The organism is Microbulbifer pacificus (assembly GCF_033723955.1).
GTDB classification, from domain to species: domain Bacteria; phylum Pseudomonadota; class Gammaproteobacteria; order Pseudomonadales; family Cellvibrionaceae; genus Microbulbifer; species Microbulbifer pacificus.
Map to the genome: position 1 here is coordinate 2849403 of NZ_CP137555.1, position 23532 is coordinate 2872934.

The window sequence follows — 23532 nt, forward strand, 5'->3', positions numbered from 1 at the left end:
AGCCACGGGCGCCGCCAGGCGCCCGTGGCACAGGGTCAGAATTTGTAGCCGAGACCGACGGAGTAGACCCAGGGATCCACGTCCACATCGGTGGAAATGCGGGTGGTAAAGCCCTGGTCGTTGCGGAAGTAGATCTTGGCATCGGTGTCGATATCCAGATACCAGACAGCGGCGTTGAACAGCCAGTTGCTGTCGCGACCGAACATGATATCTACCCCGAGTTCGCCGGCGAGCCCCCAGGAGTCGTCCAGATTCAGGTCTGCATTGCTGACGGCCCCCAGCACATCTTCAAAATAGGATTGCGCTACGCTGCTGATATCCTCATCCATAAAGGTGGTGAAGTTCACGCCGAAACCCACGTAGGGCTGCACCCAGGATTCCTTGCACACCGGGAACCACTGTACGGTAAGGGTCGGCGGCAGGTGCTCCAGGTCGCCGAGGTCGACCTTGCCCAGGCGCGCACCTGGATTGACCGGGTCGGGTAGCCCGCTCACTTCCAGATCGTGCTCAAACGGTACGGCGGCAAGCAGGCCGAGGCCAAAGTGGTCGGCGAACAGCCAGGTGGCGGTAATGGTGGCGCTGTCCCCGGTGTCGACATACACGCGGGTATCCGGTAACTGGCCGACCCCGTTAATATCCAGCAAGTCGGAGTCGTCGCTCGGGTCCACATAGCCCCAGCCGATACGCAGGACGAAGTCGCCCTGTTCGTAATCCGCGAGACACTGGCTGGCGCCGAGGGTGGCGGCCAGTGCGGCGCTGATGACGCCGATAGCCTTGTTGGCTGCTTTCATATCATTCGCTCCTTGAACTTCCCGGGAATGAGGCGCAACACTTTCAGTCTAGCCGGGCGATCTAATGCGCAATATTTTTGCGTTTTTTTGCGCGTCAGCCTGGGGCGGGTTGAGGCCGGAGGGCGCTGGCGCAATAATGTGATCACAAATTCAAGGCAGTCAGTTGTCCCTCTATGTTGTCCCTGATGTGGGTGAAAAGATGAAAATTGGTGTTCTGAAGACCGACGATGTGCGTCCCCAACTGGTGGGGGAGTTTGGCGAGTATCCGGATATGTTTGCGGCGCTGTTGCAGCGCGAAGAGCCGTCGCTGGAGTTTGTGACCTATGAAGTGCAGCACGGGCATTATCCGGCGGATATCGATGAGGTGGATGCTTACCTGATTACCGGCAGCAAGACCGGGGTCTATGACGACAAGCCGTGGATTGCGCCACTGATGGATTTTGTGCGCGAGTTGCGCCGGCGCGAGAAGCCGACCCTGGGAATCTGCTTCGGGCATCAACTGATTGCCCATGCGCTGGGTGGTGAGACGCGCAAGTCGGAGAAGGGCTGGGGTATTGGGGTGCACAGTTATGAGGTGCAGGAGACGCCGGTGTGGATGGTGGAGCCGCAGGAGAATTTCAGCCTACTGGTCAGCCATCAGGATCAGGTGATGGCGTTGCCACCGGATACCAGGGTTATTGCCTCGAGCGATTTCTGTCCCTTTGCGATGCTGCAGGTGGGTGAGCACATGCTTACCATGCAGGCCCATCCGGAATTTACCAAGACATACTCCCACAGCCTGATGGAGTTGCGCCGCGAGGCGTTTGGCGAGGAGATGCTGGAGAAGGGCAAGGACTCCCTGCAGAACGACATCCACGCCAGCGCGGTGGCGCGGTGGATGTTGGCGTTTTTGCGTCGGTAATTCTTTGGTGCCGTGGGTGCCAGATTTTGCCCTGTCTCTGTTCGTCGTTGGCTAGTTCGGTATAGTTCTTTCTGTGGGGCGCTCGTTATCTGCATATGGGCGCCACCGCGGGGCTAACATAGGGTATTGGATGGGTTTCAAATGCCAATAGTCCGTTTAGGAAGGGACACATGATGCGCTGATCTCTAAATGTGACAGAGAGGAGAAATCAAAGTGATCTCTTCTTGTTGTGTTTACAGTGTTTACTCGGGTTTAGTCTGTTGTTTTTTTATGGTTGATCTAGCGTGTTTGTTGTGGAAGAAAAAATAAAAGAGATTATGAGTGCGGCGAGTGCCGGCGACAGAAAGGCAGTCGAGTCTCTCTTTGGTGGCTTGTTGAATCAGAAATCACTTGGCGATAAAGAGCTTTTTGGCGCAGCTCGTGCAGCGAAAGTGATCGGTGAGTTTTCAATAGCGGAGCAGGCGATCTGCCGATTTATTGATGAAAACCCATTGGAGTCACTTCGGGTTGTTCACGGATGTGCGCTGCTGGGAGAGTGTGGTCGAGCTGAGATTGCGGCAGAATATTTAGAAAATTTATTAAAGAAAAAATCATCCGATCCTTCAATTTTACATATTTCTGGAACGTTGTATCAGCAATTAGGTAGGTTAGATCTTTCAGAAATGTATTTGCGTTCAGCGCTTGAGGCTACGGGTTTTCGTAGTGCGCCGACTTGGCTTACATTGTCTGCTCAAGTTGATTTTTCTTCCGATGAATCCCTGTTTGCTCGTCTGCTCTCCTGCGAGCCGAAATTCAGCGGTCTGAGAGATGCATCTGGTGCTCCTTATTTTTATGCTTTGGGTAAAGCTTTGTGCGATCGCGGGCAGGAGGATACGGCATTCGATAAGTTCTCCGTCGGAGCGGAATTGTTAAGGAGGGGGCGCGTATTTAATGCGGCTGCAGAGAAAAATTATGCTGATCGATTGATCGCAAATTTTCCTTGTGAAGAAAAGCTTGTTGCATGTGGTCGAAGTTACGTTGGTCGGAGCCCAATCTTTATTGTCGGTCTTCCTAGGTCAGGGACGACGTTGCTGGAAAAAATTTTCAGTGCTCATTCTTTGCTCTCTAGTGGCGGTGAATTTGGTGGGGTCGGCTTGGCGACTGCGCACCTGGGGAAAGCGATTGATATTGGTGCCAAAAAGTTGTCAGAGCTTAATTCTTGCAGTGGGTTGGACGGCGCTCAAGAGATTTACGCACAAATAGCCAAGAAAAGATTTGGTGAATCTTCCGGGATCGTAGATAAATCTATCAATAACGTTTTTTACCTGGGAATGATAGCGTCCATTTTTCCAGAATCGCCGATTATCGTGCTTAAAAGAAATGCTATGGATGTTGCATGGTCTTGCTACAGGACGTGCTTCAGTCAGGGAATGCTGTGGAGTAATTCTATGGAGCACATAGCTTCACATTTCAATATTTACGATTCATTGATTCGTCATTGGAAGGCCTATTTAGGTAACAGGCTTGTAGAAGTTGAGTATGAAGAGCTTGTCGGGAATCCAAAGATGGAAATCCCCCGGGTTTTAAGTAAATGTGGCCTTGCCGCTGAAGGTGGTTTACTGGATTTCTATCGGAATAAAAGTGTCGAAGTGACTTCAAGTGCTGTTCAGGTGAGGAATCCCATTTATACCTCTTCTGTGTCAGCATCGAAACCCGTAGCCCATAGAATGACTGGTTTCATGCGTTCGTATAAAAACATCAGCTAATTTACTCGTTCTTCAATGCTTTCGGGTTCCGGGTTTATTGTGCGAATACTTGCAAGTACTCACTGTGTCCATAATAGTGAAATTCTTCCAATGCGCTGTAGGCAAGTTTGATGACATGATCATCGTCGCTGCCCAAGGCCTTCTCCCGGATCTCTGACTGTCGTTGCGAAATATCTTTTATCTCTTCTTTCGCCGCGGGCTTAATGGTTTTCGGGCCGGTGCTCAGATACGCAACCACCAAACCCTGCCAGAAATAACGCAGTGCAGCCTCTTTGTCATTGCAATAGGGAAGTATCAATCGCAAGGCGTGGCAGCCGGTAACACCGTGGAGCAGGGTAAAGTCCCTGGTACCAAGGTAGGCGTCGACGGCAACGGCGGCGACATTTTCCAGGGCGATTTGACTGGGTTGGATAGGGGTTTCCATCCAGCCCGGCTGGCCGGTGACGGAGTGCATGTGATCGGCGATGTTGCCTGGAGCCAGCGAAATTTCGGGATATTGCTTGGCCAGCCGCAGGATGATTTCGGAGGTGGTAGTGGGAATGGTTTCTGCGCTGCTGTGAAGTTCTTGATAATCCAGGTTCCAGTAGGCGAGGCCCATGGCGACTTCTTCCAGGTGGCGGGCGTCGATGCCGTAGGCGGTGCGGATAAGGCCGTGGAAGGCCGCGGTGGCAATCGCTGGGAGCAGCGCGGGAAGTTCCTGTTGTAGGCAGCGGGCGATGCCAAATTGCCTGAGCTGTTGTTCGTAGTAGTGCAGTGCGCTGGGGAAACGGTCGTCGCGGTTGCGGCAGGAGGCGGGGTTTTCGATTTCATCGACCGGGCTGCCGGGGCGCGGATGAAGGTGCGGGGTGCTGCGATCGAAGGCGTGTTTGAGTGGCACCGGCCCCGCCCCTAATTTGTCCAGGGCGATCAGAACCATCGGCAGGTGGTTGGCGAGGCGGTCGCCGTAATGCACATGGTAGCGGCTGCCGGCTTCCAGCAGTTGTACGCAATCGCGGGTGACGCTCATGGTTGAGTCCCCCGTTGGTTGATCATCCAGTCTCAGCTGACTTCCACTTTGTCGTTCAAGTTTATGGTCGGTGAGTTCTGGTCACAAAGCAGCGCGGCAGTGGCTTCGCTAGGGGTGAGGTTCATACCGAAGTAAATCTGTCCGTCTTCCCACCGGCGATAGCTGGCCAGGGTGCGCAGTGGCTCTTTCTGTGCACGGCCGGTGAAGGGATGCAGCCCCGGAATGGCGCAGCGGGCACAGGGGTGGGTGCAGTCGAACACCAGTGGGCCGTCATAGGTGTGAATGGTGATCGTTTTCCAGTTGTCCTCCGCGAAGGGGGAGCAGCCGCTCACGACCAGGTTCGGGCGGAAGCGCAACATGGACACCGGTTCGCTGAGGCGGCTGTTGAGGTCATCCAGAGATGCCTGGCTAATCACCAGCAGTGGCGCGGCATCGGCAAAGCCTACCTGGCGATCGGCGCGGGGGGCTTGCAGCGGACGGGAGAACTCCTTCCCCATGGCAACCAGGCGCACCGGGGTTTGCAACTGCTCACTCAGCCAGTGCGCGGCGGCATCGCCGGCATCGCGGGCAGTGACGTTGTCATCCCATACGCGTACGGTTCTTAAATCCGCTTCACTGCCCGGCTGGCGAATTTCGATGCGCTCACCCTCGGCGTTCTCCAGTCGCAATCCGTCTCTGGCGACGGTGGCCTTGAGCTGCGCCATCGAGCGCAGGCGGCGCTGGGTGACGAACTGGTTATCCGCATCCACCAGCATCCAGCGACGGTCGTTGACGGCCCCGAACTTGTCCAAGGGCAGGGATTTACATTTGTGGCCCTGCATGGATTTGACCGGGAAATGGTAGAGCGCGGAAATTTTCACCACTGGGTCCTGAACACATGACTGAGTTGGCAAGGGTATAGGTAAGCATGCAAACATAAAAGAGTGGGCGTTTCGATCCTGACTCTGCTGTTGGTGTTGGTGGCGCTTGTGGTGATGGTGGTACTCTTCGGATCGGCGGCATACTAATTGCTTCGCACAGCCCGACGTAAAATCGAAGCGACGTGACAATAAAGAGGCTCTTATGCTGGAAGTTCAGCGCATAGATGCGATCGAAGTGGGCAACACCCTGGGTGAGGGGGTGCTGTGGAACCACAAGGAGCAGAGTGTTTGGTGGACGGACATTCAAGAATGCAAGCTCTACCGCCTCAGCTGGCCGGGGCGCGTACTTGAGGTGTTCAACACCCCCGAACGGCTCTGCGCCTTTGCCTTCACTGACCGCGACAACTGTATCGTTGCAGCCTTTGAAACCGGTTTTGCGCTGTTCGACTATCGCCGCGGCAAAATTCTGTGGCAGAAGACCCTGCTGGAAAAGGGCAGCGGTGTGCGCTTCAACGACGGCAAGATCGACCGCCAGGGTCGCTTCTGGGCCGGCACTATGGCCGAAGACGGCCGCACAGAACCCGCAGGGGTGCTTTATTGCCTCGAGCCCAATGGTGTGGTCAGCGAGCAGGTGAAAGGCGTACACATCTCCAACGGTTGCTGCTGGGACGTCAACTCCAGCCATTTCTACTTTGCCGACTCGCTGCGGCGCTGCATCTACCGCTACAAATTTGACGCCCGCCGCGGCGATCTGGGCCAGCGGGAAATTTTTTCCCGCACCATGTTCGGTACCTATCCGGATGGAGCCACGGTGGATTCCGAGGGCTACCTCTGGTCTGCCCAGTGGCGCGGCGCGCGTATCCAGCGCTACAGCCCCGAGGGCAAACTGGCCGGCGCGATTCCTGTACCTGTCAGCCAGCCTACCTGTGTCACCTTCGGCGGCCCGAATATGGACCTGATGTTTGTCACCAGCGCCAGGGAGTCCCTCAACGAGTGGAATCTGGACCGCGAGTGGCAGGCGGGCAACCTGTTTGTATTCCAGACACCGTTCAAGGGCGCAATGGGCTTCCGCTTCAGCACCACGCAGCTGCTGGAAAAAATTGCCGAACCGAAACCGGCCTGAACGTATACCCAATAGAGCAACTCTCACCACAAGGGCAGACAAATGGAATTGTCGCTCCCACGGCACGCCGGCATACCGGCGGCACTTCGCTTCCATATCCACGCACATTTATCCACAGGCCCACGCTTGTGGATTCTGTTACTTCTGCTGATTTCCCGGTCGGTTTTCGGTGTCTGCCCGGATTGGGAGGCAAACCGCGCACAGAAAGAACTCGACCAGCTGAGTGCGCAGCTGGCGCGCTGGGACCACGCCTATTATGTGGAGCATCAAGCGCTGGTGGACGACGGGGTTTACGACCAGGCCCACAGCCGCTTACAGCAGTGGCAGAACTGCTTTCCCGAGCTGGCGGTACACCGGGCGCTGCCGAAACAGACAGAACCCTATACCCTGGCGCACCCGGTCGTTCAGACCGGGTTGAACAAGCTGCGGGATGAGGCGGCTGTCGCGCAGTGGCTACAGAAAAACAGCAGCGAAGCGGAAATCTGGATTCAGCCCAAGGTTGATGGCGTCGCAGTAACGCTGGTTTACCGTCACGGCAGGTTGGCACAGATGATCAGCCGCGGCGATGGCGAACATGGACAGGATTGGACCGCCCATGCGCAGGCGATTGCTGCGATTCCCAGGGAAATTGCCGATCGGCAAGGTGAGCTGGTGTTGCAGGGGGAGCTCTACTGGCGGCTCAGCGAGCATGTTCAGGCTGGAAGCCGGTTCAATGCCCGCGGCCGCGTCAGTGGTGCGATGGCATCGCAGGAACTGTCCGCCGAGCAGATGCGGTCCCTGGCGCTGTTTGTCTGGGAGTGGCCGCGCGGACCGGTTTCCATGATCGAACGTTTGCATAGGTTAACGACATGGGGATTCGATACCGCGTCCCACTCCCACCAGGTACGGACGCTCGAAGAGGTACGCCACTGGCGCGAGTACTGGTACCGCTCTCCCCAATTCTTTGCCACCGATGGCATCGTACTGCGACGTGGTGATCGTCCCCGGGGTGAAATCTGGCAGGCGCAACCGCCCCTGTGGGCGATCGCCTGGAAGCACCCGGCCGCTACCGCCCTTGCGCAAGTGATCGCTGTGCAGTTCCCTGTCGGACGCACCGGCAAGGTTGTGCCGGTTATCGAACTCGCGCCAACCGAGTTGGGAGATCGAGAAATCCGCCGCGTCAGCAGTGGTTCGTTCGCCCGCTGGCAGACATTGGATATTCGCCCCGGCGATCAATTGCGGATTGCACTCGCGGGCCAGACCATCCCGAAAATCCTCGACGTGGTAATGCCTTCTGTCGAGCGTCAGGTACTGGTTGTGCCCGACCCGAAAGATTATGGCCCACTTACCTGTTGGCACGGGGTTGCTGGCTGTGAGGAACAGTATCTGGCTCGCGCGCAATGGATGGGGGAAAAACTGGGGCTGCGCGGTATGGGTGAGGCGCGCTGGCGCGCCCTGCAGGAAGCCGGGCTACTGCCCGATCTATTGGCCTGGATGACGTTTACACAAACACAATTACTGGAGGTATCCGGAATTGGGAAAGTGCGTACGCAAAAATATCTGAGCAATTTTGCGCGCGCCCGACAGCAGCCCTTTGGTCGCTGGATGATTGCTCTCGGTATGCCTGCGGCGGAATTTCTTCCAGACGAATTCTGGCGCAGCGAGAGCTACAGCACCCTTGCCGCGCGCGATACGCGAGACTGGCAGTCTTTGCCCGGCATAGGGCCCGGACGAGCGTCGGACATCTCCGCTTTTTTACGCCACCCAGAGGTCTTGGCACTCTGTGAACGATTACAGGCACTCGGAGTTGCGGGCTTCACCGAAGCGACCGCGCTCTGATTACACGCACACCGTAGCAGCAAGGGGATCTTCACCTGACGGCCGGGTTTATGATCCATGTGATAGTATCGCCTCCAAAACATAAACTCTGGCCAACACCTGCAGGAAAGGCGGAAGTGGCTGGTAAGGCGGCGATATATGGTAATGCAGGTCACATGCTGGATTTTGGGGCTATCGCTGTTGTGTCTGTCGTCCTTGGCCCAGTCCGCACCATTTTCGGTGGCACAGGAACAGCAGCCTGCGGCCCTGACGGAAAATCTGCTCCTGCTGCAGGACCCGGAACAGAAACTCAATTTCAGTGACATTCTCTCCCCCGAACAAAAACAGCAGTTGCAGCCGTTGCACGGGCACTCGCCCAATTTTGGTTTTACCGGAGCTGCGTACTGGGTTGCGGTTACCCTGCACAATCCGCTGCCTGTGCAGCGGGAACTGATCCTGCGGCAGGATTACCCGCTGATCGATAGACTGGATTTCTGGTATCAGGACTCTTCCGATCAGTGGCAGCAGGTCGCCACGGGTGATCGCCTGCCATTTGTCAGTCGCGTGCTGGACCTCAGGGATTTTGTTTTTCCGGTGACGCTGCCGGCCAACGCAAACCGCACCTTTTATTTCCGTTTTGCTACCGAGGGGGCGCTCAACATTGGGCTCTCGGTGAGCGATCCGACCGCATTCCTATCGCAGTTGGCGCTGGAGCAATTTCTGTTGGGAATTTACTACGGCGGGTTCCTGGTGCTGGTTATCTATAACCTGTTTCTGTTTATTGCGGTGCGCGACCGTGCCTATGTCTATTACATGGGGTATGCGATCAGCTACGGGCTCTATTTTGGCGTCCACAACGGCATATCGTTTCAGTATGTATGGCCCGGCAGCCCGTGGCTGGCGAATCAGAGTCTGGTCATCTTGTTGGGGATGACGTTGATTTTCGGTATCCAGTTCGCCCGTACTTTCTGCAGTAGTCGTTTGCTGGCGCCGCGCACAGACCGCATGGCACGCGGCCTGCTGTATGTCATCGTTCCGCTGACCGTCATTTCCCCGTTTGTCAATTATGGGCCAACGATACTGAGCCTGGCACTACTGACCCTGGTGGTGGCGGTGTTGCTGTTGGCGGTGGGGGTTATCAGCCTGCTCAAAGGCTCGTTGTCTGCGCGCTATTTCCTGGTGGGGTGGGCCACACTGCTGGTCTGCGTGATCGTGTACATGCTGAAAACCTTTGGCTTGATACCCCACAATGCAATTACCCATAACGCGTTTCAGTTTGGCGCCCTGCTCGAGATGGTGTTGCTGTCGTTGGCACTGGGGGCCAGAGTCAACGAAATCCAGAAGCGCGGTTATATCGACCAGCTCACCGGACTCTACAACCGCGGTTACTTCGACCAGCGGCTGCCGCGGGAACTCGCGAACGCGACGGTCACTGGTGCACCGCTTTCACTGCTGGTGCTGGATATCGATCACTTCAAATCCATCAATGATGATTACGGCCACGCCCGCGGTGACGCAGTACTGCAGGCTGTCGGCCGGTTGATACGGCGATTAGTGCGCAAACCGGTGGTGGCCTGCCGCTATGGCGGGGAAGAATTTGCCCTGCTACTGCCGCGCACCGATTGTGCGGCGGCACAAGTAGTGGCGGAGCGGCTGGTGCGGGAAGTGGCGCAGACGGATTTTGACGGCTTGGCGCTGACCATCAGTGTGGGTGTGGCGAGTACGGAACCTTCTGTGGATCTATCGGCGCCTGAGTTTTTCGAACTGGCGGATAGGGCGCTCTATAAAGCGAAGCGGAATGGGCGCAATCGCTATGTCGTCGCCGATTCCAGTATTGCGAATAGTGGCGTGATGCTTTCCGTTGGCAATGTCTGATTAACGGCGGAACAGAAAGAAACTAGCGTAGTAATCCCTGTTGCACCACCTCGCCCCGATACAGGTAGTTGTTGATGTGTCCGAACCAATCGAGAGTTTCGCGATGATATTTACTGTAGCAAGCACACCTTCCACACGGGCAAAAAAATGGTTGCGGGCTTGTCTGCTGCCGGTAATTTTATCTACTTCGTTTGATGCGTCCGCCCAGCCGTTTTCGGTCGTCGAGGGCCTGTTCAATGGCGCCATGCCGGAGACAATGGGGCTGCGGTTCCCGGTAGCTGTGGAACACACCACGGTGTTCCGGGGCGAGCAGGGAAAAAGCCAGTACAACCACGGTGCGGTACTTTATGGCTTTGGAGACAAGCTGTATCTGCAGTGGCAGAGTTCCGCCCGTGACGAGGACGCGGCAGATACCTCGGTGCTCTATGCATCCAGCCGCGATGGACTTCACTGGAGCGAGCCCCGGATATTGGAAAAAGCCCGTGATAATGCGGTGGTCACCAGCGGTGGCTGGTGGTCTGCGGGCAATACTCTCTACGCGTTTATCAATGTGTGGCCGAACGATCTGCAGCCCCGCGGCGGCCACGTGGAAGTGCTGGCGAGTAGTGACGGCATACACTGGAAAAATATGGGCCGCCCCACCTTTGCCGATGGCCGCCCGCTGAATGGGGTTATCGAGCAGGATTTTCACCGCTACCACGGCGGCCGTATTGTTACCGCGCTGCACCGCCAGCCGGGCCTGCGCGCAACCCCGATTTACACCGATGATCCCTCCGCGCTTTCCGGTTGGAAGCCAGGGGAGTTTGCCAACCTATCTGTCGAGAACGACGTGAGCCGCGAGCTGGAACCCAGCAGCTTTCAGCGTGCAGACGGCGCTCTGGTGATGGTGTTCCGTGACCAACAGAGCAGTTTTCATGTGCTGGCGTCGGTGAGCAAAGACAACGGTGCAACCTGGTCGCAGGCGGAATGGACCAACCTACCGGATTCCCGTGCCAAACAGAGCGCGGGCAACCTGCCCGACGGCAGCGCATACCTGGTGAACAATCCCAGCAGCTCGAAAAGCCGTGAGCCGCTCGCGATTTCACTCAGTCGCGATGGCAAAACCTTTGACCGGGCCTTTCTGCTGCGCGCTGGTGGCAATCAGCTTGCGGACCCGCGCTATGAAGGATTGTATAAACGAAAGGGTTTTAGCTATCCCAAATCTTTTGTATGGAAAGACAACTTGTATGTGGCCTACGGGGAAAACAAGGAAGACATCGTCGTCACCCGGATTCCGCTCACGAGCCTGATGGCGGATTGATGGTTTTCTGTCCGATGAATTGTTGTCGTCTATAAGGCTGATATTTACTGGCTATTTACCTCGGCTATTAGATTGTTCGTATTAATAAGATCGATAACAACGTCTAATTACAACGTGATTGCGTGCCCCTATAGGATGCTCTGGTCCGATTGATGAGACTATAAGGAACGCAATCCCATGCTCAAGAAATCCCTCTCTCTGGCGGTAGCCCTGGCTACAGCACTCGCCGTCAACGCGAATGCAGCCCCCGCCACCGAAGCCATGTCCAACCAGGACTGGTGGCCGAACCGAATCGACCTGCAGCCGCTGCGTATGAATGCAGAGAAGTCCAACCCGATGGGCGAAGACTTCGACTATGCCGAAGCCTTCAGCAAGCTGGACCTGGCAGCAGTCAAGAAAGACATCCAACAAGTCCTCACCACCTCCCAGGACTGGTGGCCGGCTGACTACGGCCACTATGGTCCTTTCTTCATCCGTATGGCCTGGCACAGTGCCGGTACCTACCGTGTATACGACGGCCGTGGTGGCGCCGGTGGCGGCCAGCAGCGTTTCGAACCGCAGAACAGCTGGCCGGACAACGTGAGCCTGGACAAGGCCCGCCGCCTGCTGTGGCCGGTAAAGCAGAAGTACGGCAATGCGATTTCCTGGGCGGACCTGATGGTGCTGGCCGGTAACGTATCCCTCGAATCCATGGGCTTCAAAACCTTCGGCTTCGCCGGTGGCCGTGAGGACGACTGGGAAGCAGATATCGTTTACTGGGGTTCCGAGCGCGAGTGGGTCGGTAACGACAAGCGCTTCAACGGCAAGATTCTGGAAAGACCGCTGGCTGCGGACCACATGGGTCTGATCTACGTGAACCCGGAAGGTCCCAACGGCAACCCGGACCCGAAACTGGCTGCCGAGCGTATCCGTGACACCTTCGGCCGCATGGCCATGAACGACGAAGAGACCGTGGCACTGATCGCCGGTGGCCACACCTTCGGTAAGGCGCATGGTGCGCACAAGCCGGAAGAGTGTGTCGGTGCGGCACCGGGCGGTGCCGCGATCGAAGAGCAGGGTTTCGGCTGGAAGAACAAGTGTGGCAAGGGCCACTCTGAAGACACCGTTACCTCCGGCCTGGAAGGCGCCTGGTCCGTGAACCCGATCGCCTGGTCCTCCCAGTTCCTGGACAACCTGTTCGGTTTCGAGTGGGTTAAAACCAAGAGCCCGGCGGGCGCTACCCAGTGGGAGCCGAAGAATGCCGAGCAGGTGAAGTTTGTTCCGGATGCGCACGTTGAAGGCAAGCGTCACGCGCCGATGATGTTCACCACCGACCTGTCCCTGCGTTTCGATCCGAAATACCAGAAGATTGCCGAGCGCTTCCACAAAAATCCGGAAGAGTTCCAGCTGGCCTTCTCCAAGGCGTGGTTCAAGCTGACCCACCGCGACCTGGGTCCGCGCGCGCGCTATCTGGGTAACGAAGTACCGGCCGAAGTACTGGTGTGGCAGGACGCGATTCCGGCGGTAGATCACAAACTGATCGGCGATAAGGAAATCGCAGCACTGAAAACTGAAGTGCTGAAGAGCGGCCTGAGCGTACCGCAACTGGTACGCACCGCCTGGGCTTCCGCCTCTACGTTCCGCGGTACCGACATGCGTGGTGGTGCCAACGGCGCGCGCGTGCGTCTGGCGCCGCAGAGCGACTGGACTGTGAACAACCCGAAAGAACTGGACCGCGTGCTGGACCGTCTGGAGAAAATCCAGAAGGACTTCAACCGCAAGGCCAAAGGCGGCGTGCAGGTATCCCTGGCTGACCTGATTGTTCTCGGCGGTGCGGCCGCGATCGAGCAGGGCGCGAAAAAGGCCGGTTACGAGGTAACCGTTCCGTTCAAGCCGGGTCGCAACGACGCCACCCAAGCGCAGACCGACGTGCAGTCCTTTGCGTTCCTGGAGCGCAAGGCCGACGGTTTCCGCAACTACTACAGCGAAGACGCGCACATGATGCCGGTGGACATGCTGATCGACAGCGCCAACCTGCTGACCCTGAGCGTGCCGGAAATGACTGCGCTGGTGGGCGGTATGCGTACCCTGGGCGCCAACTACGACGACAGCAAGCACGGTGTGTTCACCGACAAGCCGGGAACCCTGAGCAACGACTTCTTCGTGAACCTGTTGAGCATGGACACCCAGTGGTCCAAGTCCTTCAAGGAAGATGGTCTGTACCAGGGCGTTGACCGCAAGACCGGCAAAGTGAAGTGGACCGCTACTCCGGTGGACCTGATCTTCGGTTCCAACTCCGAGCTGCGCGCGGTGGCTGAGATGTATGCGACCAATGACAACGACGAGAAGTTTGTTAACGATTTCGTCAAGGCGTGGACCAAGGTGATGACTCTGGATCGTTTCGATCTGAACTAATCCGATCTTTCACAGGATGGATTTCCAGGGATGGAGAAAGGCCGCAATTCGGAAGCGGCCAAAATAAAAAAAGGGCGACCAGTGGTCGCCCTTTTTTATTACATTGATCTCAATGTGCGTGTATTTGCAGGTGCTTTTGCATCGCGGAAATCAGCTGTGGAAAGGCAATGGGCTTGGTCAGGTAATCGTCCATGCCGGAATTGAGCGCAGCATTTTTCTGCTCACTGAAGGCAGCGGCAGACAGGCCGATGATTGGTGTACGATCGATTTCCGGTATCTGGCGAATTTTCGCCGTCGCTTCAATACCGCTGAGTCCCGGTAGCTGTACATCCATAAAAATGATATCGGGGCGCATTTCCCGTGCCTTTTCGATCCCCTGGCGACCATCGCTAACAAACGTCGCTTCAATACCCAGATCATCACAGAATGCGCGCATCAACATTTGATTGACGGCATTGTCCTCAAATACCAGAGCGCGAATTCCTCTCAGTGCGCTGAGTGTCCGATGGGTGGCTGTGGGCAGAGGAGGGGGCGCGCTGCCTTCCTGTAGCGGCAGTGTCACTGTGAAACAAGTACCAACATTGGCTTCACTTTCGAGGCGGATATCGCCACCGAGTAACTCCACCAGGCTGCGCGTAATTGGCAGGCCAAGGCCGGTACCGCGACATTGCCCATCGAAGGTTTTGTCTACCTGTTCAAAGGGCTCAAAGATAATGGCTTGCTGCTCGGGTGGAATGCCGATGCCGCGGTCAACGACCGCAATAGTCAGTCGGTCTGCTGCCTGTCTGCTCAGCTTCAAGTCGATAACGCTGTTGGCCGGAGAAAACTTGATGGCATTGCCGATCAGGTTGATCAGGATCTGGGACAGCTTGCCGCGATCGATGCGAATGAACTCCGGCACGTCCGCGGCAATTTCACTTTTCAATGTCAACCGTTGTTGGTTGGCCTGGGGCTCACAGGAAACCAGAATACATTTGATCAGTCCCGGTAGCTGTACGTCTTCGTCTACCGCTTCGATTTTTCCGGCTTCGATACGGGAGATATCCAGCACATCGTTGACCAGCTCCGCCAACCCACGACCGCTAATCGCAATTTTTTCCAGGAAGTCTCGGAACTCTCCCGGCAGTTCGCCGCTGCGGCTGCGCTGCATCAGGACCTGGCTGAAACCGACAATGGCGTTGAGTGGTGTGCGAATTTCGTGGCTCATATTGGTCAGGAACTGGGTTTTCGAGCGGCTGTAGAATTCCGCCTTTTCCTTGGCCTGGACCAGTTCCCGCTCCAGTATTTTGCGCTCGGTGATGTCGAGAATCACGCCGATCAATCCACCCAGGCGGCCGTCCGCCAGTTCGTAGGCGGCCTTATTGAAAATGACATCGTGCAGGGTTCCATCGGCATAGACCACCGACGACTCATACACCTGGTGCCCTCTCTGGTGCATCAGCTCCAGATCCTTTTCGTGGTAGACCTGGGCCTGCGGCCCGGGCGAGACGCCGTAAACAGAGCGCCCAACGATTTCCTCCCGGGGTTTTCCCAAGAAAGCTTCAAAGGCCCGGTTGCAGCCGGTGTATATGCCTTCGGCATCCTTGTAGAAAATGGGGGCGGGAATGGCATCAATGAGGATTTGCAGAAACTGCAGCTGGTCCGACAGCGTCTGTTCGGTTGCCCGCCGCTCATGCAATTCCTGCTGGTACTGTTTATTCAGGGTGTCCCGATGCGCGAGCATGGTGCCCAGACGATTGGTGAGCTGCCGCTTGTGATGAAGTAACAGGTAACTGGTAATCCCCACCAAAAGGGTTGCCAACAACACCCTCACCACAGAACCGGCGGCCTCGCTCGCAGGCAACAATGTCAGTGCCCATTCGCACACGCCCATAACAAGGAATGCAACAAGGCAACACGGGAGAAGTTTGCGCATCAGAGGTAGTGGTGACCCGGTTGTATGCTTTTTGGCAAGCTCTGGGGCGGCTAGCTATTGCCGGTTATTTGCTCACCCTACTCAAACTCGCCGACATCGGCAATATTTGTACTTCATTATGCTGCACAAAGAAGACAGCAGTATCGAATCAGACGATCGACTTGATTAGTCCACCCTCGGCCCGGATCGCGGCGCCGTTGATCGCGGAACTGAGGGGCGAAGCCAGGAACGTAACGACATTGGCAATTTCGTCGGGAAGCAGGAATCGCTGGATCAGTGATGTGGGCTCTGTTTCCTGAAAAAACTCTCTGACAAACTGGTCCTCGGACTTCCCCTGTACGGCGGCGCTCTCCTTCAGCCAGGTTTTTACCCCTTCGGTCAATGTAGGGCCGGGCAGTACCGAGTTGACCGTAATGTCCGCTGCACTTCCCTTGGTCAAATTGGCGAGACCGCGCCCGATTACCACCTGCGCGCCTTTTGTCATCGAGTAGTGCACCATACTTTCCAGGCCGCGTATTCCCGCCTCACTGGCGATATTGATTACACGCCCAAAGTCCCGCTGCAGCATTGCTGGAAAAAAGTGCCGCGACAGGCGCACAGTGCTCATCACATTGACGTCGAAAAACTTTTGCCACTCTTCATCGCCGATCTCACTGAATGGCTTGGGTTCGAAGATGCCCATGTTGTTGATGAGAATATCCAGTGAACCAAGCGCATCGACTTGTGCACAGATTCGCTGAGTTTCCTCCGGATTCGCCAGATCACCTTCAAGCCCGATCACATCGCCGTGTACGCGCAATTCGTCGGCGAGTAATTCTGTGCCACTGCGGCCATTGACTATAACGCGGGCACCCTCTTTCAGCAGCGCGGTGGCAATGGCCTTGCCGATTCCCTTGGTCGAGCCGCTGATAAACGCAGTCTTTCCGCTCAGATGTAGATCCAATATACGGCTTCCTTGGTTGGTGTGTCGCTATCGCGCAAGAGGTGGAGGTGTATCCGCTGAGTATAGATCGGAGCTCGGTGTGAAAGTCTGGTGTTGGTTTGCCTGTAAGAACGTGGGACAGCAGTGCTCTTCTGGCTACTTGTTCTGCCTTGTAAAAGACTACCGGGCAAAATTCGCGGTGCTTGAAAGACAAGAATTTCCATTTTTTGGGAAGATGGGTGGTTGATGTTTGGTCAATTCGGCATTTGGATGCAGCAAATTCAATGAAATTTTAAATTTGGTTAAATATTTTCATTATTTGCAAATAATCAAGACGTTGTTTTCGGAGTTGGTTATAAAGGTAAAATTTCAGGTGTTTTTTTGTTGATTTTTAGTATGTGTATCTTTTGTTTTTCGGAAGATGCTGACACCCGACTTTATCGCACAGATCCTCCATGGATTCCTGTAAGTGCCTTGTAAGTTAATGTTTTTAAAGGATTTATTTTCATTATTCACGATTGCCGCCACATTTTCTTCCGCATTTGGCGCACATTTCAACACCCCGATGTGGCCAATTTGTGATCACCTGACTATTGAGGATGATGAGGTCCTGTTCGTTGATGTTTATGTGTTGGGAATATGGCCGCTTGGGGGTAGCCATATACCACTAACCCCATAAACAACGACGATCAAAGAGGGGGCTCCTACATGAGTTCTACACGCAATCTGCGTCACAACCTTGCTAGAAGCGCATTGGCGCTTGCTATTGGTACAGCAGCTATCGCTGGTGCACCGGCGGTATTTGCTGACGATACTACTGGTACCATCCGTGGTGCCGTGATTGGTACCGAGGCCGGTTCCGTAATCAAACTGACCGATATTGCTCGTGGTATTACCAAGGAAGTTACTGCCGATGCCGATGGCAGCTTCCGTTTCGGTAGCCTGAACCCGGGTAAGTACGAGCTTAAAGTATTTAAAAATGGCGAGCTGATCGACACTCAGCAGGCAGTAGTGGGCCTGGGTGCTACCACCACCATCTACATGGGCGATTCTTCCTCCGTAGAAGAAGTCATGGTTACCGGTGAGCGCATCGTTCAGGCGGACGTTGGTATTGCCGAGTCCGGCATGGTGATTTCCTCTGAACAGCTGAACGAGCTGCCGGTTGCCCGTGACCTGACTTCCGTTACCATGCTGGCACCGAGTGTGTCCCGTGGTGATAGCGCTTTCGGTAACAACGCGAGCTTTGCCGGTGCCTCCGTTGCAGAAAACACCAGTTTCATTAACGGCCTGAACACCACCAACTTCCGTAACGGTCTGGGTTTCTCCAAGGTTCCGTTTGAGTTCTACGACAACATTCAGGTGAAAACTGGCGGTTACTCTGCCAAGTTTGGTCGCTCCACCGGCGGTGTAATGAACGCCACCACCAAGAGCGGTACCAATGAATTCAAGTTCGGTTCCAGCTTCTACTACAACCAGGATATCGACACCTCTCCGAACACTTACACCGCTGACAACGATAAAGATGTCAACGACGATACTGAAGCGAATATCTACGCATCTGGCGCGCTGATCGAAGACAAGTTGTTCTTCTACGGCCTGTACAGCAACACTGTAGATAATTCCGAGTACTACGGAATGCTCAGCGGCCTGGGTTATAAGTCCAAAACCAAAGCGGATTTCTGGGGCCTGAAGCTCGACGGCTTTATTACCGAAGACCACCGTGTTGAACTGACCGCGTTCAGCGATAAGCGTGATATCGTTGAGGGTACCTATCGCTATGATTCCGACACGGAAACCGTAGGCGATTACCTGGGCGATAACGTATACAGCCGCGGCGGCCTCAACTGGATTGGAACCTATGTTGGTAACCTTACCGACACCATGACCCTGTCTGTTTCCTACGGTGAAAACGAGCAGGATCGCACGTCCATTCCGGGTAACCCGGATTCTCCCTATGTGGCGATTTATCCTTCCTACGCGAACGTCGGTGAAGCGCTTGATCTGTCCATTGAGCAAGGCCTCGATAAGCGTGAAATGGCGCGTGTCGACTTCTCCTGGGACCTGAACGACCACTTTGTAGAAGTTGGTCTGGACCGTGAGTTGAACTCCTCTGAAGCCGACACCAGCTATGCCGGCAATTCATACTGGCTGCTGATCCCTGTATCAGACCCCTATGTACGCCAGCGTATCTACCATGCGGATGGTAGCTTCGAGGTTGAATCCAACGCTTTCTATCTGCAGGACACCTGGCAGGTTACCGACGGCCTTGAAGTTCAGGTCGGCCTGCGTAATGAAACCTTCACAAACAAGAACGTAGAAGGTGTTCCCTTTATCGAAGTGGACAATCAGTGGGCGCCGCGTCTGGCTGTTTCCTGGGATCCCACCGGTGCTGGCAACCAGAAGATCTTTGCTAACTGGGGTATGTACTACCTGCCGATCGCGTCCAACACTAACGTGCGTATGGCCGGTAACGAACTCTACTCCTACGAGTATTTCGAGTGGGACGGTGAGAGCCTGAATGCTGATGGCAGTCCGGTTATTGGTGATTCTCTGGGTGGTGGCTACTATGCCGATGGCAGCGTTGCCGATACCCGCTCCTTGGTGGACACCAACATCGAGCCGATGTACCAGTCTGAATTCATTCTCGGTTACCAGTTCTCACTGGATAACGGTATGGAATTCGGGGTTAAGGGTATGTACCGCAACCTGGAAACTTCCATCGAGGACGTGGCAATCGATGCAGCTGTGATCGATTACTACAACTCTAACGGTACTTGGGACGCCTCCAAGGTGGGCGGTGACAGTGTGGAGGACGTATTCAGCGGTTTCCACCAGTACGTGCTGACCAACCCTGGCAATGATATGAATGTCTATGTCTCGGAAATGGACGAGTACATTAGCCTGACTGCGGATCAGCTGCGCTACCCGGAAGCCAAGCGTCAGTATGGCGCGGTTGAATTTACCTTCGCGCGTCCTTTCGATGGCAAGTGGGGTATGAACGCTTCCTACACCTGGGGCCACAGCTGGGGTAACAACGAAGGTTACGTGCGTTCCGACAACGGTCAGGACGATGCTGGTTTGACCACCAACTTCGACCAGCCGGGACTGCTGGATGGCGGTTACGGTAGCTTGCCGAACGACCGTCGCCACACCATCAAGGCATACGGTAACTACGCGTTCGACATGGGTCTGCGCCTCGGCGCCAACTTCATGTGGCAGACTGGTCGTCCGAAGAACTGCTTCGGTATCCACCCGACTGACGAATTCGCTCAGGCGTATGACGACGAGTCTTTCTACTGCATGGGTGAGTTGAACCCGCGCGGTAGCCTGGGCCGTACCGATAACGTCTGGAACTTGGACCTGAACGCCCAGTACCCACTGGAGTTTGCTAATGGTCAGCGTGTAATGCTGTCTATGGACGTGTTCAACCTGTTTAACAGCGACGCCGTGACCGAGGTGCAGGAAAGTGGTGAGCGTGTGCAGGGTGAAGCCTACCAGTACTATGGTGAGCCGACCTCCTACCAGTCTCCGCGTGCGGTTCGCTTCGGCATTCGCTACGACTTCAACTGATCTGATTAGTTGAAATAAAACGACAAACCAAAGGGGTGGCCCTAGGGCCATCCAATTGGAAACTCTCTTGCTTGAGCCAGTCCTTTGGGACTGGCTTTTTTATTGCCGGAAATTAAGCCAGCAACAAAAAAGCCCGCAAAATGCGGGCCCTTTTATTTCCACTAAAGCCAATCAGGTCTTCAGTTTCTTGTACTGCATTCGATGCGGCGTGGCATTGTCGCCGTTGCGCTTCACGAAATCCTCGTGGTACTCGGTGTAGTTACCTTCGAAGAACACCACGTTGCTGTCGCCCTCGTAGGCCAGGATGTGGGTCGCCACACGGTCCAGGAACCAGCGGTCGTGCGAGATCACCATGGCACAGCCGGGGAAGCTCAGCAGGGCTTCTTCCAGTGCGCGCAGGGTTTCGATGTCCAGGTCGTTGGACGGTTCGTCCAGCAGCAGCACGTTGGCGCCCTGTTTCAGGGTGTACGCCAGGTGTAGGCGGCCGCGCTCACCACCGGACAGCTCGCCCACGCGCTTCTGCTGATCACTGCCCTTGAAGTTGAAGCGGCCGATGTAGTTGCGCGATCCCACTTCGTAGTTGTTGATCTTGAGAATATCGTGGCCGTCTGAAATGCATTCCCACACGGTCTTGTTGTTGTCCAGGTTTTCGCGGCTCTGGTCGACGCTGGCGATCTGCACGGTTTCACCGATTTTGATCTCACCGGAATCCGGCTGCTCTTTGCCGTTGATCATGCGGAACAGGGTGGACTTACCGGCGCCGTTACCGCCGACGATTCCCACGATCGCGCCCTTGGGTACACGGAACGACAGGTCGTCGATCAGCAGGCGATCACCGAATCCCTTGCTGACGTGATTGAACTCAATCACGTTGTCGCCCAGGCGCTCGCCCGGCGGAATGTAGATTTCATTGGTCTCGTTGCGGGCCTGGAATTCCTGGGACTGCATCTCCTCCAGACGGGCGAGACGGGCCTTGCTCTTGGACTGGCGGCCTTTCGGGTTCTGGCGGGCCCATTCCAGTTCTTTCTGCATGGCCTTGGCACGAGCCTGTTCGCCTTTCTGCTCCTGCTCCAGGCGCTTCTCTTTCTGCTCCAGCCAGGTGGTGTAGTTGCCTTCCCACGGAATACCGTAGCCGCGGTCCAGTTCCAGAATCCAGCCGGCGACATTGTCGAGGAAGTAGCGGTCGTGGGTAATCGCAACCACGGTGCCGTCGAAGTCGTGCAGGAAGCGCTCCAGCCAGTAGACGGACTCGGCGTCCAGGTGGTTGGTGGGCTCGTCCAGCAGCAGCATATCCGGGCGGGACAGCAGCAGGCGGCACAGGGCCACACGGCGCTTCTCGCCACCGGACAGGTTGTTCACATCCGCATCCCACGGCGGCAGGCGCAGGGCGTCGGCGGCGACTTCGAGACGGTGCTCAAGGTTGTGTGCATCCCAGGCCTGGATGATGTCTTCAAATTTCTGCTGTTTTTTCGCCAGTGCGTCGAAATCCGCGTCGGGCTCGGCGTAGTCGGCGTAGACCTGTTCCAGGCCGGCGAGGGCATCGATGGCCTCGCGCACGCCGTCTTCCACGTTGCCGCGCACATTTTTGGCGGGATCCAGCTGCGGCTCCTGGGGCAGGTAGCCGACCTTGATACCGGGCATGGCGCGGGCTTCGCCGTTATAGTCCTGATCCACGCCGGCCATGATTCGCAGCAGGGTGGATTTACCGGCGCCGTTCAAACCCAGCACGCCGATTTTGGCGCCGGGGAAGAAGGACAGGGAAATATCTTTCAGAATTTCGCGCTTGGGAGGAACAACCTTGCCCACGCGGTTCATTGTATAGACGTACTCAGCCATTAGAGCTCGATTCCACTCGGTCAGAATTTGGGCGCAAGTTAGCAGTTTGTTGGAAAACTTCAACCTACTGGTTTGGGTTAGCCCCATAGCTGCGAAGCTACGAAGTGATTAACTAGATGCGAAGGCGGGGTGCCGGGTAGAGGTTTTCAAAAGCGTCGGCGACAGGGACGTCGCCGACGCAGCTTACATGGATGTACTTGCAGCGGTTTTGAAAACCTCTACCCGGTGCTCCGCCGCCACCGGGTCTGCGAAAGAACATACCACCGTGCTACCAAAAGCCTAAGGAGGAAAGAAGGAGGTAATGCCACCACCAGCCCATCTATGTTTAACTTTGCCCCAAACCAGACAACCGGGAACCAGTATGACCCAGGAATCACCCGTCATCGTCGAACGCCAGGGTGCGCTCGGCAAATTGACGCTCAATCTGCCGAAAGCCCTCAATGCCCTCAACCTCGACATGATTGACCTCATGGCCGCACAACTGGATGAGTGGGAGAGCGACGACAGTCTCGCCTGCATCTGGATCGAAGGTGCCGGTGACAAGGCCCTGTGCGCCGGTGGCGATGTGGTGGCATTGCACAGGGAGTCCGGCAGCTATGGCGACGACAAGGCCGGCCAGTTCGTCGAAGACTTCTTCACCCGCGAATACCGCCTCGACTATCGCATCCACACCTATCCCAAACCCATCGTGGTCTGGGGCAGCGGCATCGTTATGGGCGGCGGTATCGGCATCATGAGCGGCGCCAGCCACCGCATCGTCACCGAAACCACCCGCATGGCCATGCCGGAAATCTCCATCGGCCTGTTCCCCGATGTGGGTGGCAGCTGGTTCCTGAACCGCATGCCCGGGCGCACCGGCCTGTTCCTCGGCCTCACCGGCGCCCAGTTCAACGGCACGGATGCGCTTTACTGCGGTATGGCCGATCGCCTGTTGCCTAGCGAAAGCAAAGACCTGTTGCTGAATGGCCTCGCCGCACTCGACTTCACCACAGATCCAGCGCAGAACCACGTGCTGGTCAGCAAACAGGTCCAGTCCCTGGAGCTTGCCGCAGATGCACAGCCCGCACCGAACTTGCGCACCCATTACGACGTGATCCAGGAACTGACCGACGGTGCCACCTTGCCGGAGGTTTACCGGGCGATCGCCGCGTACAGCGGCGACGATAAGTGGCTGCAGCGCGCCTCCGCCACCATGCAAGCGGGTTGCCCGCTGACCGCGTGGATTGTGTGGGAGCAGTTGCGCCGCGGCCGGCACATGTCGCTCGCGCAGGTTCTGCAGATGGAGCTGGCGCTGGCGGTGAACATGTGCAGCAGCGGCCAGGTAAAAGAAGGTGTGCGCGCACTGTTGATCGACAAAGACCGGAACCCCCGCTGGCAACCGGCGACGCTGGAAGAGGTTACCTGGGAGCAGGTTGAGCGCTGCTTCAAATCACCCTGGTCAGAAAGTCCCCTTGAGGATTTGTAAGCGCGGACGGTGACATAAAAAGCGCGGTACCT

General features: G+C 56.1%; 15 protein-coding genes. 9 read left to right on the top strand and 6 right to left on the bottom strand.

The features are described 5' to 3' along the window. Positions 1–35: 35 nt before the first annotated feature. Entirely contained in the window at positions 36–791 is a 756-nt protein-coding gene (locus R5R33_RS12265; protein ID WP_318952991.1) for an OmpW/AlkL family protein, read from the bottom strand. 199 nt (positions 792–990) lie between these two features. On the opposite strand from R5R33_RS12265, the gene R5R33_RS12270 reads away from it, so the two are divergent. After that, positions 991–1692 carry a glutamine amidotransferase-related protein gene (locus tag R5R33_RS12270; RefSeq protein ID WP_318952992.1) on the top strand — a complete coding sequence of 234 codons (702 nt, stop codon included), beginning with the start codon at positions 991–993 and terminating at the stop codon, positions 1690–1692. A gap of 293 nt (positions 1693–1985) precedes the next feature. Beyond that, positions 1986–3437: a tetratricopeptide repeat-containing sulfotransferase family protein gene (locus R5R33_RS12275; protein ID WP_318952993.1), complete on the top strand. Its 1452-nt coding sequence runs from the start codon at positions 1986–1988 to the stop codon at positions 3435–3437. Positions 3438–3471: 34 nt separating this feature from the next. Here R5R33_RS12275 and R5R33_RS12280 read toward each other — a convergent pair whose 3' ends face one another. Both R5R33_RS12280 and R5R33_RS12285 read right to left on the bottom strand, forming a co-directional pair. Further along, on the bottom strand, positions 3472–4443 hold the full coding sequence (locus R5R33_RS12280) for a questin oxidase family protein (protein WP_318952994.1): 972 nt from the start codon (positions 4441–4443) through the stop codon (positions 3472–3474). Positions 4444–4475: 32 nt separating this feature from the next. After that, entirely contained in the window at positions 4476–5303 is an 828-nt protein-coding gene (locus R5R33_RS12285) for an MOSC domain-containing protein (RefSeq protein ID WP_318952995.1), read from the bottom strand. Positions 5304–5505: 202 nt separating this feature from the next. On the opposite strand from R5R33_RS12285, the gene R5R33_RS12290 reads away from it, so the two are divergent. The 5 genes from R5R33_RS12290 to katG all read left to right on the top strand — a co-directional run bounded on the left by R5R33_RS12290 (position 5506) and on the right by katG (position 13792). Beyond that, complete coding sequence (locus R5R33_RS12290) at positions 5506–6426, top strand: SMP-30/gluconolactonase/LRE family protein (protein ID WP_318952996.1); 921 nt, start codon at positions 5506–5508, stop codon at positions 6424–6426. 42 nt (positions 6427–6468) lie between these two features. Next, positions 6469–8244, top strand: a complete 1776-nt coding sequence (ligB, locus tag R5R33_RS12295) for an NAD-dependent DNA ligase LigB (protein WP_318952997.1) — start codon at positions 6469–6471, stop codon at positions 8242–8244. 138 nt (positions 8245–8382) lie between these two features. After that, complete coding sequence (locus tag R5R33_RS12300; protein ID WP_318952998.1) at positions 8383–10098, top strand: diguanylate cyclase; 1716 nt, start codon at positions 8383–8385, stop codon at positions 10096–10098. A 103-nt stretch (positions 10099–10201) separates the two neighbouring features. Continuing rightward, the gene (locus tag R5R33_RS12305; RefSeq protein WP_318952999.1) at positions 10202–11398 is read left to right on the top strand and encodes a sialidase family protein; all 1197 of its coding nucleotides are present in this window, start codon (positions 10202–10204) and stop codon (positions 11396–11398) included. 177 nt (positions 11399–11575) lie between these two features. After that, on the top strand, positions 11576–13792 hold the full coding sequence (gene katG / locus R5R33_RS12310) for a catalase/peroxidase HPI (RefSeq protein WP_318953000.1): 2217 nt from the start codon (positions 11576–11578) through the stop codon (positions 13790–13792). A gap of 109 nt (positions 13793–13901) precedes the next feature. On the opposite strand, the gene R5R33_RS12315 is transcribed toward katG, so the two are convergent. Next, positions 13902–15593, bottom strand: coding sequence for an ATP-binding protein (locus R5R33_RS12315; protein ID WP_318953001.1), 1692 nt, complete (start codon positions 15591–15593; stop codon positions 13902–13904). A gap of 262 nt (positions 15594–15855) precedes the next feature. Then, positions 15856–16650 (bottom strand): SDR family NAD(P)-dependent oxidoreductase, encoded by a 795-nt coding sequence (locus tag R5R33_RS12320; protein ID WP_318953002.1) that lies wholly within the window; start codon positions 16648–16650, stop codon positions 15856–15858. A 687-nt stretch (positions 16651–17337) separates the two neighbouring features. On the opposite strand from R5R33_RS12320, the gene R5R33_RS12325 reads away from it, so the two are divergent. Beyond that, positions 17338–20199, top strand: coding sequence for a TonB-dependent receptor (locus tag R5R33_RS12325; protein ID WP_318953003.1), 2862 nt, complete (start codon positions 17338–17340; stop codon positions 20197–20199). A gap of 171 nt (positions 20200–20370) precedes the next feature. Here the strand turns inward: R5R33_RS12325 and ettA are convergent, their stop codons facing one another. Then, entirely contained in the window at positions 20371–22035 is a 1665-nt protein-coding gene (gene ettA / locus R5R33_RS12330; protein WP_318953004.1) for an energy-dependent translational throttle protein EttA, read from the bottom strand. 361 nt (positions 22036–22396) lie between these two features. On the opposite strand from ettA, the gene R5R33_RS12335 reads away from it, so the two are divergent. Then, positions 22397–23500, top strand: a complete 1104-nt coding sequence (locus tag R5R33_RS12335; RefSeq protein WP_318953005.1) for an enoyl-CoA hydratase/isomerase family protein — start codon at positions 22397–22399, stop codon at positions 23498–23500. The last annotated feature ends 32 nt before the right edge of the window (positions 23501–23532 follow it).